Below are 16,235 nucleotides of genomic sequence, written 5' to 3' on the forward strand. Positions count from 1 at the left end.
GGACCCCCTCTCACATGTGCGGGACGTCGCCCGGGATGTCGTAGAACGTCGGGTGCCGGTAGACCTTGTCGCCGCTCGGCGCGAACAGCGGGTCCTTCTCGTCCGGGCTGGAGGCGGTGATGGCGTCGGAGCGCACGACCCAGATGCTCACGCCCTCGTTGCGCCGGGTGTAGACGTCGCGGGCGTGCCGCAGGGCCATCGCGTCGTCGGGGGCGTGCAGCGACCCGACGTGCACGTGGTTGAGCCCGCGCTTGACCCGGACGAACACCTCGTACAGCGGCCATTCCCGCCGGTCGGCGCTCATCGGGCGCCCGCCCCGGCCGCCGTGCGGCTCGCGAACGCCGACGCGGCCTCGCGCACCCAGGCGCCGTCCTCGTGGGCGGCGCGGCGGTGGCGCATCCGCTGGGCGTTGCACGGCCCGTCGCCGCGGATGACCGCGGCCAGCTCCGACCAGTCCGGCTGCCCGAAGTCGTGGTGCCCGCGCTCCTCGTTCCAGCGCAGGTCGGGGTCGGGCAGCGTGACGCCGAGCGCCTTGGCCTGCGGGACCGTCATGTCGACGAACTTCTGGCGCAGCTCGTCGTTGGAGTTGCGCTTGATGCCCCAGGCCATCGAGCGCTCGCTGTTGGGGGAGCGGTCGTCGGGCGGGCCGAACATCATGAGGGAGGGCCACCAGAACCGGTTGACCGAGTCCTGGACCATCTCCCGCTGTGCCTGCGTGCCGCGCATCATCGTCATCAGCAGCTCGTAGCCCTGCCGCTGGTGGAAGGACTCCTCCTTGCAGATGCGGATCATCGCGCGCCCGTACGGGCCGTAGGAGGTGCGGCACAGCGGCACCTGGTTGCAGATCGCGGCGCCGTCCACGAGCCAGCCGATCGTGCCGACGTCGGCGTAGGACAGCGTCGGGTAGTTGAAGATCGAGGAGTATTTCTGCTTCCCGGCCAGAAGGAGTTCGGTCAGCTCGGCGCGGGAGACGCCCAACGTCTCGCACGCGGAGTACAAATAGAGGCCGTGCCCGGCTTCGTCCTGCACCTTGGCCAGCAGGATCGCCTTGCGGCGCAGCGACGGCGCACGACCGATCCACTCGCCCTCCGGCTGCATGCCGATGATCTCGGAGTGCGCGTGCTGGGCGATCTGGCGGACGAGCGTCCTGCGGTACGCCTCCGGCATCCAGTCGCGGGGCTCGATCCGGTCGTGACCCGCGATGGTCGCGTCGAAGGCGGACTGCAGCCGCTCCTCCAGGTCCGGCTCCGCCGGCGTGGTGGTCATCGTCCCTCCGAGACATCGGTCTTATTTACTTATCGCTCGGTCAGTAATACGGTTGCATGAGTCGGGGCTTCCGCGCAAGAGAGGAGACAGCGTGAGCGCGCTGCTGGAGAGCTACGCCGCCGGACGATGGTTCCGCGCGTCGGACGACGGGGAACCCTTGCTCGACGCCGCGACGGGCGAGGAGGTCGCGCGGATCTCCAGCCGGGGGCTGGACGTCGCCGCCATGGTCAGGCACGCCAGGGACACCGGCGGCCCGGCGCTGCGGGCCCTGACCTTCCACGAACGGGCCGCCCTGCTCAAGGCGCTGGCCAAGCACCTGCTCGAAGGAAAGGACGCGCTGTACGCCCTGTCCACGCGCACCGGCGCCACCTCCCGCGACACCATGGTCGACGTCGACGGCGGCATCGGCACCCTGTTCAGCTACGCGAGCAAGGGCGTGCGCGAGCTGCCCAACGACACCGTCTTCCTCGACGGCGGCCTGGAACGCCTGGGCAAGGGCGGCACCTTCGCCGGCCAGCACCTCTACACCTCCCGGCCGGGCGTCGCCGTGCAGATCAACGCCTTCAACTTCCCCGTCTGGGGCATGCTGGAGAAGCTGGCCCCGGCCTTCCTCGCCGGGCTGCCCTCGATCGTCAAGCCCGCCGCCCAGACCGCCTACCTCACCGAGCTGGCCGTCCGGCAGATCATCGAGTCCGGCATCCTGCCGGAGGGGACGCTCCAGCTCCTGGCCGGCAGCCCCGCCGGGCTGCTCGACGAGCTGACCGTCCAGGACTCCGTCGCCTTCACCGGCTCGGCCCACACCGCCGGCATCCTGCGCCGCCACCCGAACGTGCTCGACGGCGGCGTCGTGCTCGGCGTCGAGGCCGACTCGCTCAACTGCTCGATCCTCGGCCCCGACGTGCGCCCGGACGATCCGGAGTTCGACCTGTTCGTCAAGGGCGTCGTCACCGAGATGACGGTCAAGGCGGGCCAGAAGTGCACGGCCATCCGCCGCGTGCTCGTGCCGGCGAACCTGGCGGACCAGGTGACCGAGGCGCTGGCCGCGCGCCTGTCGTCGATCACCGTCGGCGACCCGCGCAACCCCGGCGTGCGCATGGGCCCGCTGGCCAGCCTGGGCCAGCGCGAGGAGGTGCGCAAGGCGGTCGAGGCGCTGCGGGCCGGCGCGGAGGTCGTCCACGGCGACCCGCGCGGCGCGTCCCTGCTGGAGGGCGACCCCGAGCGCGGCGCGTTCATGACCCCGCTGCTGCTGCGCGCCCGCCCCGGCGCCGCCGAGCCGCACGACGTGGAGCCGTTCGGGCCGGTCGCGACCGTGCTCGCCTACGACGGCGTCGAGGAGGCGGTCGCCCTGGCCGCGCGCGGCAAGGGCAGCCTGGTCGCCTCCGTCGCCACCCACGACCCGCAGGTGGCGCGGTCCGTCGTGCTCGGGCTCGCGCCCTGGCACGGCCGGGTGCTGGTCCTCGACCGCGACGACGCCAAGGAGTCCACCGGGCACGGCTCGCCGCTGCCGGTCCTCGTCCACGGCGGCCCCGGGCGGGCCGGCGGCGGCGAGGAGCTGGGCGGCGTGCGCGGCGTCCTGCACCACATGCAGCGCACCGCCGTCCAGGGCTCGCCGGACCAGCTCACCGCGATCACCGGCCGCTGGACGACCGGCTCGGCCCGCGCCGACTCCGGCGTCCACCCCTTCCGCAAGTCGCTGGCCGAGCTGCGGGTGGGCGACACCATCGCCTCCGCGCCGCGCACGGTCTCGCTCGCCGACATCGAGCACTTCGCCGAGTTCACCGGCGACACCTTCTACGCCCACACCGACCCCGAGGCCGCCGCCCGCAACCCGCTGTTCGGCGGCATCGTCGCGCACGGCTACCTGGTGGTGTCCCTGGCCGCCGGGCTGTTCGTGGACCCGGCGCCCGGCCCGGTGCTGGCCAACTTCGGCGTCGACGGGCTGCGCTTCCTCACCCCGGTCAAGGCCGGCGACGCCATCGCCGTCGCGCTGACCGTCAAGCAGATCACGCCGCGCAGCGGCGCCGACTACGGCGAGGTGCGCTGGGACGCCACCGTGACCAACCAGGACGGCGTCCCGGTCGCCACGTACGACGTGCTGACCCTGGTGGCCAAGACCTGGCCGGAGGGCTGACGTGGACGACACCCCGGTCCTGCTCGAACGCGACGGCGCCGTGGCCGTCGTGACGCTCAACCGTCCCGACCACCGCAACGCGCTGGACGACGGGCTCAAGCAGGCGCTGCGCCGGGCGCTGGAGGAGGTCGCCGCCGACGACTCGGTCAGGGCCGTGCTGCTGACCGGCGCGGGCCGCGCGTTCTGCGTCGGCCAGGACCTCGCCGAGCACGCCGAGGCCCTGCGCGCCGACCCCGGCCACGCCTTCGACACCGTCGAGGCGGACTACGCGCCGGTCGTCCGGCTCCTGGCCACGATGCCCAAGCCGGTCGTCGCCGCCGTCAACGGCGCCTGCGTGGGCGCCGGGCTGGCCCTCGCGCTCGCCTGCGACCTGCGCGTCCTGGCCGAGGACGCCAAGCTGGCCACGGCGTTCACGGGGATCGGGCTCACCTGCGACTCCGGCCTGTCGGTGACGCTGACGCGGGCGGTCGGCGAGTCCAGGGCCAAGGAGCTGGTGCTGCTCGGCGAGCCGTTCGGGGCCGCGCAGGCGGTCGCGTGGGGCGTGTCGGGGCGGGTGGTGCCCGGGGCCGAGGTGTGCATGGCGGGACGCGAGCTGGCCGCCCGGCTGGCGGCCGGGCCGACCGCGGCCTACGCCGAGTCCAAGCGGCTCATCGCGCAGGGGTGGGAGCAGGGCCTCGGGGCGGTGCTCGCCGAGGAGGCCCGCGCGCAGGCCCGCCTCGGACGCACCGCCGACCACGCGGGCGCGGTGGAGGCGTTCCTCGCCAAGCGCAGGCCGACCTTCGGAGGGCGCTGAACGAGGGCGCTGAACGAGGGCTCGGGGTGGGGGCTCAGCTCTCGTGGGCCCCCCATTCCGCGCCCCGGCCGCGGGCCTCCTCGAACACCAGCCAGGTCCGGGTGGCCCGCACCCCTGGGATGTCCTGGATGCGTTCCAGCACGACGTGCCGCAGCGCGGCGTTGTCCGGCGTCCTGACCAGCACCAGGACGTCGTAGTCGCCGCCGACCATGGCGAAGTGCTCCACGTACGGCGTCTCGCGCAGCCGTGCCGTGACCTGGCGCCAGGAGTTCTGCTCGATCGTCACCGACACGTACGCGCTGGTGCCCAGGCCCGCCCGGTGCGGCGCCAGCTCGGCGGTGAAGCCGGTGATCACGCCGTCGTCCATCAACCGGGTGAGCCGGGCGTAGACGTTGGCGCGCGAGACGTGCACGCGTTCGGCCAGCGTGCGCATCGACATGCGGCCGTCGCGCAGCAGCTCGGCGATGATCGCTCGGTCCACTCCGTCCAGGTTTGCGGCCGAACGTCCCGGCCAGCCGCCTTCGACGCCCTCGTTGGCTGACAATTGGCCCTCCACTAATCCCATTTAAAGCCGTTTGTCGCTCATCATGCCTGATGTCTTGAACGGATGGCCCCGGAAGCGGACGCTTTCCCTCACAAACGTCCAGAGAAAGTGAGCGTCGCCATGTCCGTGAGGAGGAGTCCCCAGACGGTCGACGGCCTGCTGCCCTCACCAGAGCCGGTGCGCTTCGTCGCCGAGGACGGCACCGCCGTCGAGCCGCCCGCCGGGTACGCCGAGCCCGCCGGGGAGCACCTGGTGGAGGCGTACCGGCGGATGGTCCTGGGCCGCCGCTTCGACCGCCAGGCGACCGCGCTGACCAAGCAGGGCCGGCTGGCCGTCTACCCCTCCAGCCGCGGCCAGGAGGCCTGCCAGATCGCCGGCGTGCTCGCGCTGCGCGAGGACGACTGGCTGTTCCCCACCTACCGCGACTCGGTCGCGCTCGTCTCCCGCGGCCTCGACCCGGTCGAGGTGCTCACGCTGCTGCGCGGCGGCTGGCACTGCGGTTACGACCCCGCCGCCACGCGCGTCGCCCCCCAATGCACGCCGCTGGCCACCCAGACGATCCACGCGGTCGGCATGGCCGAGGCCATGCGCCGCAAGGGCGAGGACGGCGTCGTCATGGCCTTCATCGGCGACGGCGGCACCAGCGAGGGCGACTTCCACGAGGCGCTCAACTACGCCGCGGTGCTGCGCGCCCCCGTCGTGTTCTTCGTCCAGAACAACAAGTACGCCATCTCCGTCCCGCTGGCCAAGCAGAGCGCGGCCCCGGCGCTGGCCTACAAGGGCATCGGCTACGGCATCCCCTCCGAGCAGGTGGACGGCAACGACCTCGTCGCCGTGCTGTCGGTCCTGACCGCCGCCGTGACGCACGCCAGGACCGGCGGCGGCCCGTTCCTCGTCGAGGCGCACACCTACCGCATGGACCCCCACACCAACGCCGACGACCCCACCCGCTACCGCGAGAGCCAGGAGGTCGAGCAGTGGGAGTCGGCCGACCCGCTGGCCCGGCTGGAGACCTACCTGCGCGGGCGCGGCCTGCTCGGCGCCGAGGACGTCGCCGCCGCGCACCAGGCCGCCGAGGAGTACGCCGCGCGCCTGCGCGAGGCGATGAACGCCGACCCCGAGGCCGACCCCTTCGAGCTGTTCGACCACGTCTTCGCCGAGCCGACGCCCCAGCTGCACGAGCAGCGGGCCCTGCTGGCGTCCGAGCTGACCGCGCGGGAGGACTGACATGACCGCGAAGATGACCATGGCCCAGGCGTTGAACGCCGCCCTGCGCGACGCCCTGCGCGAGGACGAGCGCGTCCTCGTCTTCGGCGAGGACGTCGGGCCGCTCGGCGGCGTCTTCCGCGTCACCGACGGGCTCACCAAGGAGTTCGGCGAGGAGCGCTGCTTCGACACGCCGCTGGCCGAGGCGGGGATCGTGGGCCTGGCCGTGGGCCTGGCCATGGGCGGCTTCCGCCCGGTGATCGAGATGCAGTTCGACGCCTTCGCCTACCCGGCCTTCGAGCAGATCGCCTCGCACGTGGCCAAGCTGCGCAACCGCACCCGCGGGCGGCTGTCGCTGCCGATCGTGATCCGGATCCCGTACGCGGGCGGCATCGGCGGCGTCGAGCACCACTGCGACTCCAGCGAGGCGTACTACGCCCACACGCCGGGGCTCAAGGTCGTGACGCCCGCGACGGCCGACGACGCCTACTGGCTGCTGCGCGACGCCGTCGCCGACCCCGACCCGGTGATCTTCATGGAGCCCAAGCGGCTGTACTGGTCCAAGGAGGAGACCTCCGTCGCGGAGCGCCGCGCCGCCGGGTTCGGCCGGGCCGCCGTCCGCCGCGAGGGCCGCGACGCGACGCTCGTCGCCTACGGGCCCAGCGTGCCCGTGGCGCTCCAGGCCGCCGAGGCCGCCGCCCGCGACGGGCTCTCGCTGGAGGTGGTCGACCTGCGGACGATCGTCCCGTTCGACGACGAGACCGTGGTGGCCTCGGTGCGCAGGACGGGGCGCTGCGTGGTGATCCAGGAGGCCCAGGGGTTCGCCGGGGTGGGGGCGGAGATCGCCGCCCGCGTGCAGGAGCGGTGCTTCCACTCGCTGGCCGCGCCGGTGCTGCGCGTCACCGGGTTCGACATCCCGTACCCGCCGCCCATGCTCGAACACTCCCACCTCCCGGACGTCGACCGCGTCCTCGACGCCGTGGACCGGCTCCAGTTCGACGACCAGCCCGACCTGCTGCACCTCACCCGGGAGGCGTCATGACGGCGACCGCCGCGCGGCAGGTGTTCCGGCTGCCGGACCTCGGCGAGGGCCTGACCGAGGCCGAGATCGTCGAGTGGAAGGTGGCCGTGGGGGACACGGTGGAGATCGACCAGATCGTGGTGGAGGTGGAGACCGCTAAGGCGGCGGTGGAGGTGCCCGTGCCGTACGCGGGGACCGTCCTGCGGCTGCACGCCGAGGCGGGCGCGGTCGTGGCGGTGGGGGAGCCGCTCATCGAGGTCGGGGACTCGCAGGAGGACCCGGCGGCGGCGCGGTACCGGGAGGAGGAACGCGCGGGCTCGGGCAACGTCCTGATCGGCTACGGCACCACCGGCACCCCCCACAAGAGCCGCCGCCGCCCCCGCCCCACCAACCCGGCTCCCTCCACCCCGGCCCCCGCCCCCGCTCCGGGATCGGGCCCCGCACCTGCTTCGGGATCGGGCCCCGCACCGGCACCCGCGGTGGAGGCGGTTGCTTCTCCGTCCCCGGGCGGGCCGGAGCGTGCGCCTCGGGTGATCTCGCCGCTGGTGCGCCGGATGGCGCGCGAGCACGGCGTGGACCTCGCCGCCGTCCTTGCCACCGGACCGCACGGCGTCATCCTCCGCCGGGACGTCGAACACGCCATCGCCAACCCGGGCGCCGACTCCGGCGCGACCCCTGACGCCCCGTCCGCCGACCAGGCGGCGTCTCCGGTGGCCCCCGCGTCTCCGGTGGCCCCCGCGTCTCCGGTGGCCCCGGTGGCGGAGCGCATCCCTCTGCGCGGCCTGCGCCGTACGGTCGCCGACAAGCTGACCCGCAGCCGCACCGAGATCCCCGACGCCACCACCTGGGTGGACGTGGACGCCACCGACCTGCTCACCATCCGCGACACCCTCCGGCGGACCAGCCCGGACCTGGGCATCGGCCTGCTGGCGCTCTTGGCCCGAGCCTGCGTGGCCGGCCTGCTCCGCTTCCCCGAGCTGAACTCCTCGGTCGACACCGACCGGGCCGAGATCGTCCGCCACGGCCACATCAACCTGGGCTTCGCCGCCCAGACCGAACGCGGCCTCGTCGTGCCGGTGGTCCGCGACGCGCACCTCATGACCACCGCCGGCCTGGCCGCCGAGCTGACCCGCCTGACTGCGCTGGCCCGCTCGGGCAGCCTGCCCCCGTCCGCGCTGACGGGAGGCACGTTCACCCTCAACAACTACGGCGTCTTCGGCGTGGACGGCTCCACCCCCATCATCAACCACCCGGAGGCGGCGCTCCTGGGGGTGGGCCGCGTGATCGACCGCCCCTGGGTGCACGACGGCGCGGTGGTGCCCCGCAAGATCACCCAGCTGTCCTTCACCTTCGATCACCGCGTCTGCGACGGCGGCGCAGCGGGCGGCTTCCTGCGCTTCGTCGCCGACTGCGTGGAGAACCCCGCCGTGCTGCTCGCCCACGTCTAGCAGCACGCTCCCCAGGCGGGCGTACGTCACCCGGTGGGCCCAAGGGCAGCAACCCTCGGGCCCACCGGACACCGAGCCCTCTCACGCTCACGACGGTCAAGAAGCTGAACTCACGCCACCGATCATTGCGCTGGGCGCTCTGAGCGCACCACTCTGAGTCCATCGAACGCTGCCGTCCGTGAGGCGGACGCCCGGCCTCGACGCCAGACGCCGGCATGGAGGAGGAGCCCGATGCCTGATCCGACATCGACAGACCCGTGGTCCACGATCGGCGAGCTGGTGGCATGGCTGGACCGTAACAACGGCCGGGACCCTCACGAACTCACGCTGCGTGTCATGAAGATCGGCGAGGAGTTCGGCGAGGCGGTCGAGGCCCGCATCGGAGAACTCGGCCAGAACCCGCGCAAACCCGCCTCCCACACCCGCCAGGACCTCGCCGACGAGTTGTGCGACGTGATCGTGACGGCAATGGTGGCCCTCACCTCCGTCGTCGACGACCCGCGGGCTGTGTTCGAGGCGAAGCTGAGGAAGATCGCCGACCGCGTCTCAGCGTTCGAGGCCCAGCGCGCCTGACCTTCCCCTGCGAGCCGTACAAGCCGCCACTCTGGCGCTCGCCGCGCACTACGCAGGTGAGAACCGCGGATCGCTCCTCACCGCCGTGTCCAACGGCTGCCTTCGCCGACATCCCGCGAGCCGAGGCATTGGCTTGCGCCTGTGCCTGCATCTGCGCCTGGCTGTCACGCGCCAGGAGCCCGGTAAGCCACATCCATCCGCGTGGCTTCGTCGACCTCCTCCGCCGTCAGCAGGGCGACCGTTGTCGTCCGCACCGCCCCGGACGCCGACACTGCCATCCCCAACGCCGCCGACGCCGCGTTGCTCGGCAAGTCGACGACCACGAACGTGTCCGTCTCCCCGAACGCGAAGTACATCTGCTCGACCCGTCCGCCCAGGCTTTCCACCAGGCGATCCACCGCTTGCCGGCGTCCGGTGCCACCGTCCCGCAGCACGCCGCGGAGCCCCTCTGTGGTGTACGTGGACTGGATCAGATATTTGGGCATGGTCGAGTTCCTCTTCTCGTGCCGCCGCCCCGGTGCGAGGTGGCTGTCGCGGGTCACGAGGTCGGAATTCTCGGCTCCGGATGAAGGTAATCCCACCGGTAGTGCTGGGTTTGCCCTGCGGCCCTCGACACCGGCCGACGCCGCCGTCTAGGCCGAGACCGTCAGCACCACGATCACCACCCCGAGCGTCAGGTCGAGCGCGGCGCAGAACTCGGCCATCGACCGGACCACCACCTTGTTCCTGCGCCAGAGGACCACGTCCAGAACGGCATGCCCGACCAGCGCCGCAGCGACCAGGTAGCCTCCGAACGCAGGCGACAGGGACAGCGCGGCCACCGACACCGCCCCGAAGACCAGCATCGCGGGAACCTGCGCCGCGACGAGCGTCGGCCTCCTCACCAGCCCGCCCGCCAGCCCGCCCGCCAGCCCGCCCGCCAGGCCGACGAGGGCGACGCACACCGCACCCCCGACCAGCCCCGGCCACGGCGTCAGCCCGAGCAGCCGCAGCACCGCCACCGCCACCACGGACGCCCCGAACAACGGCCAGGCCACCTCCGGCCTGCCGGTCACCGCCGTGGCGAGGTAGACGAGCGCGGCGAGGAACACCACAAGGGCCGCGTCCCGCCCGTCCTCCAGCCCCAGGACATTGAAGACCATGAAAGCCACGCCCAGCACCGTGGGCCAGCGACGTGCGACGGCCATGAGCACCCGGCCGGTGGGGGAGCGCTCCTGCGAGCCGCCTTGCGCGGACGACATCTCAACCATGCCCCGACTCTCCCGCGCCACCTCCGCCCACCTTGAGGCCGAACACCCTGAACGTCCAGAATCCTGCGATCCCGGTCCGCCCACGCCACGTTCACCCCGCCGACCGCCACCACGCGCGTGAAGCAGACGGCCCTGAGGCGACGGACGCCTGTGAGGGGGAGGCGGTCCGCCGTCAGGCGGGCCCGACCGACCGCAGCCAGACCGCCGCCGAGTACGGGCCGGTGAAGCGGAGCACGCGCAAGGGAGCGAAACGCGGATCACGGGTGCGCCGCCGGATCTCCGCCTGTCGCGCCGCGTGCTGCGACCAGGCCCACCACGCCGGATGATCACTCTGGAACCATCCGGCGACCGTCTCCCGATTGCCGTTGAAGACGGGTTCGCGCAGCACCGTCCTGCGCAGCGAGCGCCGCAGGACCCGCGGCATGACGACCCGGCGCGGATAGTCCAGCCAGACGATGGTGTCGGCGCGTTCCCACAGCAGGTCGCGCACCTCCGGGTAGCCGAAGGAGTCGAAGATCCACGCCGGGGTCCCGGCGATCTCGGCGACCCGTTCCGGGAACGCCTCGTCCACGGCCCAACCCGGCCCGGCGAAGTACAGGCCGTCCATCTCGTGACAGGGCACGCCAATCCGGTTGCTCAGTGCGCGCGCGAGCGTCGACTTGCCCGCCCCGCTGATGCCCGCCACCAGAATCCGCCGCATCCCGGCAGGCTAGCGCAGCCGTACCCGCCGAGCCCGCCGTGCTGCCAGGCCATTCGAACGCGCACGACGCCTTCCCGCGCCCCTGCCGACCGACGACCCGCCCCTCACCGAGCGTCCTGACCGGACAGACTCCTCGACGGTGAGGTGACGAGACAGCCTGCACAAGCAGTAAGACGGGCTCCGGATCCTGCGTGGCATTGGCTGGACCATGGGCCGTCGTGGCACCGGCTGGACCACGGGCCGTGTGTGGCACCGGCTGGATCACGGAGCGGGTGCGTGGCACCGGCCAGACCACGGTCTGACAACCCGTGGTAGGACTTCCCCGCTTCAAGATCAGACCCTGGTCCGACGCGCTCCCGACCCCCGCGCCGCAATTATGACCGCATGCCGAAACCCCTCGCCACGATCCTGGCCGCCCTGCTGGTGATCACCGGCCAACCCGCCATGGCCACCGCCACCCCGAGCGCCGAGACCCGACCCGGCAGCGAGAGCCCAGCCCGTCCCTCCTCGATCACCCCATCCGCCATGACCGCCGGAACCTCACTGACCTGGCAGCCCTGCCCCAACGACAAGATCGGCATGGAGTGCGCCGACCTCCAGGTCCCGGTCGACTGGCGCAAGCCCGACGACCGTAAGATCACACTGAAGCTGGGCAGGCTGAAAGCGACCGGCGCCTCCGAAGGGTCGGTCCTGGTCGCCTACGGCGGCCCGGGAGGCCCCGGCATCGCCACCACCGCAGCCGTCCCCGAGTGGTGGGCCCGGCTGCGCGAGCGCATGGACATCGTCACCTGGGACACCCGCGGCTACGGCGAGCAGTTCGGCGGCCTGAGCACCGGCCTCGCGTGCGTCTGGACCCGCATCCCCATCCCGGAAGCCCCGCGTGACGACGCCGGCTTCGGCCGCCTGTCCGACACCAACCGCGGCTTCGCCGAGGCATGCCGCCACCAAGACCCCCAACTGTTCGCCAACATGAGCTCGGCCGACCAGGCCAGAGACATGGAGGCGATCAGAAAGGCCCTGGGCGGCGCGAAGCTCAACTACTACGGCGCCTCCTACGCGGGCTTCTACGGCCAGGACTACGCCCGCCTCTTCCCCGACCAGATCCGCACGATGGTCCTCGACGGCACCTGGAACCACAGCCCCACCGACTGGTCGCGCGAACTGGAGGAGATGGCGAAGTCCAACGAGCAGTCCATGCGGCGCTTCTTCACCTGGTGCGCCACCCACGACTGCCAAGACATACCCGGCCTCTGGCACAAGCTGACCGAACGAGCCCGCCGCAAGCCCATCCCCACCACGACGGCCAACATGGCCTACAACGCCCGCGACCTGCAGTCCCTCGCCCTCTTCATGGCCCGCCAAGGGGCCCCCGCCTGGCCCGCCCTGGCACGCGCGATCCGCAAGGCGGCCGGCCAGGGCGACGCCTCCGACTTCGTCCCAGCCCGTGGGGCCCGCTACCCCGACCAGACCACCCCCGTCACCGAATGCCTCGACTGGCCGCGCCCCACGACCCTCAAGGAACTGGCCAGCACCGACGCCCGCCTCCGCAAGATCGCCCCTCTCACCGGCACCGCCAACACGCTGGCCTCGGCGACCCTCACCTGCATCGGCTGGCCGGCCCCGGTCACCAACCCGCCCGCTCCCCTCCCGAAGGGCGTGCCTCCGGTCCTGGGAGCAGGCGCCTGGGGCGAGTCGGACGCGGTCGAACGTGCCCTGGCCGCCGTCCCCGGCAGCGTCACCATCCGCCACGACGGCCCCGGTCACACCCTCTACGGCTTCAACCCCTGCGCCCGCGACCTGATGAACCGCTACTTCACCGACCTGACCCTGCCGCCGCCGAACACCCAATGCTGACCACCTCGACCCCGCCGGTAGGCAGCCATCCGGGCGAACTGGAACGTCCTCGCCCCACGCTTCAGCCGGAGCAGTTGGGCTCCCGAGCGCGAGAACCCCGAGAGCGAAGGGAAGGACCGGGTCTTGCTGGGCCAGTACGCCAGCCGCAGTCGGCGATCTTCAACTCGTCCGGACGGGGCTCTGCGGCGCCCGGTGGAACTCGATACTCACGAACCGACCGTCGTCGAAGCCGAGGCGCACACCGTCGCAGTGCGCGAACGGCGTCCCCCAGGAGTCGTGTGAAGCGTCCGGAAAGCACGCCGCCAACGCCAGCTCGATCGCCCCTCCATGCCCGACCAGGAGCGCCGAGCAGCCCTCCGCGACGTCGCGGACCGTGTCCGCCCAGATCGCTCGGTGGGTCTCGGCCACGGTCGCCGCCTCCCGACCCTCCCGGATGATCTCCGCGAGCCGCCGGTAGGGCTCGGTCCAGCCCCATTGCGCGTGCCGAGCGATCTCTCCCGGCACATAACCCGACGGCATGTCCATGGTGTCGTCGACGGCGAAGCCCATCGCAACAGCGGTCTCGACGGCCCGAGGAGACGAACTGGTGACCACGCGCTCGTAGGGACCGACTCCCGAGCCGATGAAGCGGGCGAGGGCGATGCCGTCACCCGACAGGTGTGACCCACGCCCACGTGCCGCGCCCTTCTTGGTCAAGCTGTGTCGGCGCACATCGAGCCAGCGCACTTGGCGTCCTCCTGCAACGGTGTTCCGGCGGGCAAGGGCAGAGGCGCGTGCGGCCACCGCGATCAACGAGCGGTGTGCTGACAACCAAAGATCATGTGGCCGCAGGCCATAGCGTAGCCGCGCCCGGCCGAGCAAAGGACGGCGAAGATCCACCAGCGAAGGGCGAAGGGGTGGTGGTGAGGGGCAGCTGTCACGCCGACCGCGGCCCGGCCGCAGCGCGCCGACCAGCGGCGGGCTAAGGCTGCCGCGGAAGTCGCACAAGGGGGCGCCGACCTCGTGCGGCCACGGTCTTGACTGAGCGGGTCAGATCGACTAGACCACAGGAAGCCCGGCGATCATCACGCAGTGGAGGACACGATGTCCGGCAGAGCGTTGGTACGACTCGCGGCCCGCGCCGCGTTATCCGCAGTCACGACGGGCGCGCTGGTCGCGGCCGCCGCGATGCCGGCCTCCGCGACGGTCCTGGAGCGGCCGCCGCGGACGACCAAGGGGCCGTGCGCGTACACCGAGACCCCCGACGACCTGGCCGTGCGCAAGGTTCCGCTGCCGTCGGACCCGCGCCACACCCCCACCCGTCCGGTCTCGGCGGTGCTCAGGACCAACCACGGCGACATCGGGCTCACCCTCGACCCGGCCAAGGCGCCGTGCACCGTGCAGAGCTTCGTGCACCTGATCCGTCATCGTTTCTACGACGTCACCTCCTGCCACCGGCTCACCGCGTACGACCGGCTGAAGGTGCTGCAGTGCGGCGACCCCAGCTTCACCGGCGAGGGCGGGCCCGGCTACCGGTACAAGGACGAACTGCCCACCGACCTGCCGCCGTGGCCCGGCGACCCGACCGGAGTGCGCAAGACGTACGCCCGGGGCGTGCTGGCCATGGCCAACGCCGGGCCCGACACCAACGGCAGCCAGTTCTTCCTGGTCTACGGTGACTCGGGCCTGGCGCCCAACTACACGGTCTTCGGCACGGTCGACGCCGCCGGGCTCGCCGCGCTCGACCGTATCGCCGCGGGCGGTATCCAGCCGGACCCCGACGGGCCCACGCCGCCCGTGGACGGCAAGCCCGTCCTGCCGGTCGACATCCGGGACGCCCGGGTCTGCAGGAAGTAGGCGTCACTCCCGCTCCAGAGCCGCCCCCGTCCCCGATGCCGGTGGAAGGGCTCCCCGTCCCGCATGCCGGTGGAACGGGGGCGGCACGGTCTGGAACGCCCTCAGGGCGAGGGCTCCGACCGAGGAGCCGGGAGCAGGGAGAGACGCATGAACCTGACACGCGCGTTCGGCACGGTGGCGGGGCTGGCGCTGGCCGCCGCGGGGATGGTGGGGCTGAGCGGGCCCGCGTGGGCGGCGCTGCCCTTCGCCACCCCGACCACCTGTACGTTCCAGACGGTCAACACCGGGAACTACCTGACCGCGGTGGGCGGCGGGGGCCGTACGACCGATGTGATCCACAGCGACGCGACCGTGGCCCGCTCGTGGGAACGCTTCACCCTCGTGGACGCCGGCGACGGCGTGCACGTCGGCATCAGGACGCTGACCGGCAACTACCTGACCGCCGTGAACGGCGGCGGCCTGCAGACCGACGTCATCCACTCCAACGCCACGCTCCTGCAGGCGTGGGAGAAGTTCGCGCTGGTCCGCCAGGGCGGCGACGGCTTCGCGATCCAGACGGTCGACGGCCACTTCCTGACCGCCGTGGGCGGCGGCAACCGCACCACCGACGTGGTGCACAGCGACGCGACCCAGGTGCGGTCGTGGGAGCTGTTCCGGGTGCAGTGCAACCTCACCACCGTGCCCAACGTGCAGGGCTTCGACGACGGCAGCGCGCGGAACTCCATCACCGGGGCGGGTCTCACGGTCGGCGGGGTCACGTTCGACAACAACTGCGTCGACGTTCGCGGGACCGTGTTGTTCAGCAGCCCGGGGGCGGGGGCGACCGTGCCGCGCGGTTCGGCGGTGAACCTCAATGAGTCCAGCGGGGTGGATCGCAACGGGCGGCCCTGCATCTTCAGATGACCCCGGCGGTCCGGCTGCCCGAGGCGTCCTCGCCTCCTCGGGCGGCCGGACGCCTTGAAGCGGATGGCTGTGTCGCTCCGAATCGGGCGTTTCCTGCGAAGCGTGCGATTTCGAGCGAGGTGGTCCACTTCATGGGATTCGCTGCGTTCGGGTGGGTGGCCCCGTTCGGGCGGGTCGGGCAGGTTCAGCCGGGGGTGTCGGTGCTGCGCCGTGGCTGCCAGGGCAGGCGGTTCTCCAGCTCGACCTCCAGCGAGAAGCTGAGGAAGGTCCGTACGAGCACGATGAGCGCGAGCACGCCGACGCTCACGAACGTCGGGGCCACCGCCACCGTACGGATGATGTCCCCGGCCACCAGGAATTCCAGCCCGAGCAGGATCGCCCGTCCAAGGCCCTGGCGGTAGGCGCGGTAGACGCCGTGCGGGGCTTCTCTTTCGCGTAGCCGCAGCACGAAGGACACGGTGGCCGTCAGCGCGCCCAGCACGATGATCGCCACGCCTGCGAGATCGACAGCCTGGCCGATCGCCTCCACGATCCGCGCGAAGTCCATGACCACCCTCTTTGCCCCGCCTTCAGCAAGGATCAGCGTCCCGCGCCCCGCGTACCGCCCCGACACGCCGCACCAGCCCCCCTCTTTGCCAGGCCACCGCACGGTGCCTCGCGTGGGGAGGGCGCGGGCTTTGGCAGGGAGCCATACGTGGCCAGATGGGGGA

At 72.1% G+C, this 16,235-nt stretch carries 17 protein-coding genes; 9 read left to right on the forward strand and 8 right to left on the reverse strand.

Going from position 1 to position 16,235, the window contains the following annotated elements; all coding sequences use genetic code 11:
• Positions 1–10: 10 nt before the first annotated feature.
• On the reverse strand, positions 11–304 hold the full coding sequence (gene paaB, locus ACIBQ6_RS03555; protein ID WP_352324188.1) for a 1,2-phenylacetyl-CoA epoxidase subunit PaaB: 294 nt from the start codon (positions 302–304) through the stop codon (positions 11–13).
• The gene (gene paaA / locus ACIBQ6_RS03560; RefSeq protein WP_352324189.1) at positions 301–1,266 is read right to left on the reverse strand and encodes a 1,2-phenylacetyl-CoA epoxidase subunit PaaA; all 966 of its coding nucleotides are present in this window, start codon (positions 1,264–1,266) and stop codon (positions 301–303) included. The genes paaB and paaA overlap by 4 nt, the downstream gene beginning before the upstream one ends.
• A 91-nt stretch (positions 1,267–1,357) precedes the next feature.
• On the opposite strand from paaA, the gene paaZ reads away from it, so the two are divergent.
• Positions 1,358–3,397: a phenylacetic acid degradation bifunctional protein PaaZ gene (gene paaZ, locus ACIBQ6_RS03565; protein WP_358293349.1), complete on the forward strand. Its 2,040-nt coding sequence runs from the start codon at positions 1,358–1,360 to the stop codon at positions 3,395–3,397.
• Position 3,398: 1 nt separating this feature from the next.
• Positions 3,399–4,190 carry an enoyl-CoA hydratase/isomerase family protein gene (locus ACIBQ6_RS03570; protein WP_397210040.1) on the forward strand — a complete coding sequence of 264 codons (792 nt, stop codon included), beginning with the start codon at positions 3,399–3,401 and terminating at the stop codon, positions 4,188–4,190.
• A 34-nt stretch (positions 4,191–4,224) separates the two neighbouring features.
• Here the strand turns inward: ACIBQ6_RS03570 and ACIBQ6_RS03575 are convergent, their stop codons facing one another.
• Positions 4,225–4,671 (reverse strand): Lrp/AsnC family transcriptional regulator, encoded by a 447-nt coding sequence (locus ACIBQ6_RS03575; protein WP_397210042.1) that lies wholly within the window; start codon positions 4,669–4,671, stop codon positions 4,225–4,227.
• A 189-nt stretch (positions 4,672–4,860) separates the two neighbouring features.
• On the opposite strand from ACIBQ6_RS03575, the gene pdhA reads away from it, so the two are divergent.
• From pdhA to ACIBQ6_RS03595, 4 genes are all read left to right on the forward strand, one after another.
• Positions 4,861–5,961 (forward strand): pyruvate dehydrogenase (acetyl-transferring) E1 component subunit alpha, encoded by a 1,101-nt coding sequence (gene pdhA / locus ACIBQ6_RS03580; protein ID WP_358293346.1) that lies wholly within the window; start codon positions 4,861–4,863, stop codon positions 5,959–5,961.
• 1 nt (position 5,962) lies between these two features.
• Positions 5,963–6,982 carry an alpha-ketoacid dehydrogenase subunit beta gene (locus ACIBQ6_RS03585; protein WP_358293345.1) on the forward strand — a complete coding sequence of 340 codons (1,020 nt, stop codon included), beginning with the start codon at positions 5,963–5,965 and terminating at the stop codon, positions 6,980–6,982.
• Positions 6,979–8,409, forward strand: a complete 1,431-nt coding sequence (locus tag ACIBQ6_RS03590; RefSeq protein WP_397210045.1) for a dihydrolipoamide acetyltransferase family protein — start codon at positions 6,979–6,981, stop codon at positions 8,407–8,409. The genes ACIBQ6_RS03585 and ACIBQ6_RS03590 overlap by 4 nt, the downstream gene beginning before the upstream one ends.
• Positions 8,410–8,640: 231 nt before the next feature.
• Positions 8,641–8,982 carry a MazG-like family protein gene (locus tag ACIBQ6_RS03595; protein WP_358293342.1) on the forward strand — a complete coding sequence of 114 codons (342 nt, stop codon included), beginning with the start codon at positions 8,641–8,643 and terminating at the stop codon, positions 8,980–8,982.
• Positions 8,983–9,146: 164 nt separating this feature from the next.
• On the opposite strand, the gene ACIBQ6_RS03600 is transcribed toward ACIBQ6_RS03595, so the two are convergent.
• The 3 genes from ACIBQ6_RS03600 to ACIBQ6_RS03610 form a co-directional block, all read right to left on the reverse strand.
• Entirely contained in the window at positions 9,147–9,467 is a 321-nt protein-coding gene (locus ACIBQ6_RS03600; RefSeq protein ID WP_358293340.1) for a GYD domain-containing protein, read from the reverse strand.
• Positions 9,468–9,614: 147 nt separating this feature from the next.
• Positions 9,615–10,232, reverse strand: a complete 618-nt coding sequence (locus ACIBQ6_RS03605) for a hypothetical protein (RefSeq protein WP_397210047.1) — start codon at positions 10,230–10,232, stop codon at positions 9,615–9,617.
• Positions 10,233–10,404: 172 nt separating this feature from the next.
• A complete protein-coding gene (locus ACIBQ6_RS03610; RefSeq protein WP_397164129.1) occupies positions 10,405–10,932 on the reverse strand; it encodes a hypothetical protein in 528 nt (175 codons plus the stop codon).
• Between the two features lie 384 nt (positions 10,933–11,316).
• On the opposite strand from ACIBQ6_RS03610, the gene ACIBQ6_RS03615 reads away from it, so the two are divergent.
• Complete coding sequence (locus ACIBQ6_RS03615; protein WP_397210049.1) at positions 11,317–12,786, forward strand: alpha/beta fold hydrolase; 1,470 nt, start codon at positions 11,317–11,319, stop codon at positions 12,784–12,786.
• A 159-nt stretch (positions 12,787–12,945) separates the two neighbouring features.
• Here the strand turns inward: ACIBQ6_RS03615 and ACIBQ6_RS03620 are convergent, their stop codons facing one another.
• Positions 12,946–13,512 (reverse strand): histidine phosphatase family protein, encoded by a 567-nt coding sequence (locus ACIBQ6_RS03620; protein WP_397210051.1) that lies wholly within the window; start codon positions 13,510–13,512, stop codon positions 12,946–12,948.
• Between the two features lie 357 nt (positions 13,513–13,869).
• Between ACIBQ6_RS03620 and ACIBQ6_RS03625 the strand changes: the two genes are divergently transcribed.
• The gene (locus ACIBQ6_RS03625; protein WP_397210053.1) at positions 13,870–14,622 is read left to right on the forward strand and encodes a peptidylprolyl isomerase; all 753 of its coding nucleotides are present in this window, start codon (positions 13,870–13,872) and stop codon (positions 14,620–14,622) included.
• A 147-nt stretch (positions 14,623–14,769) separates the two neighbouring features.
• Positions 14,770–15,525, forward strand: a complete 756-nt coding sequence (locus ACIBQ6_RS03630) for a PASTA domain-containing protein (protein WP_397164135.1) — start codon at positions 14,770–14,772, stop codon at positions 15,523–15,525.
• Between the two features lie 184 nt (positions 15,526–15,709).
• Here ACIBQ6_RS03630 and ACIBQ6_RS03635 read toward each other — a convergent pair whose 3' ends face one another.
• Entirely contained in the window at positions 15,710–16,072 is a 363-nt protein-coding gene (locus ACIBQ6_RS03635; RefSeq protein WP_358293330.1) for a DUF1622 domain-containing protein, read from the reverse strand.
• Positions 16,073–16,235 lie beyond the last annotated feature (163 nt).

It is taken from the genome of Nonomuraea sp. NPDC049655 (genome assembly GCF_044465465.1).
GTDB lineage: Bacteria > Actinomycetota > Actinomycetes > Streptosporangiales > Streptosporangiaceae > Nonomuraea.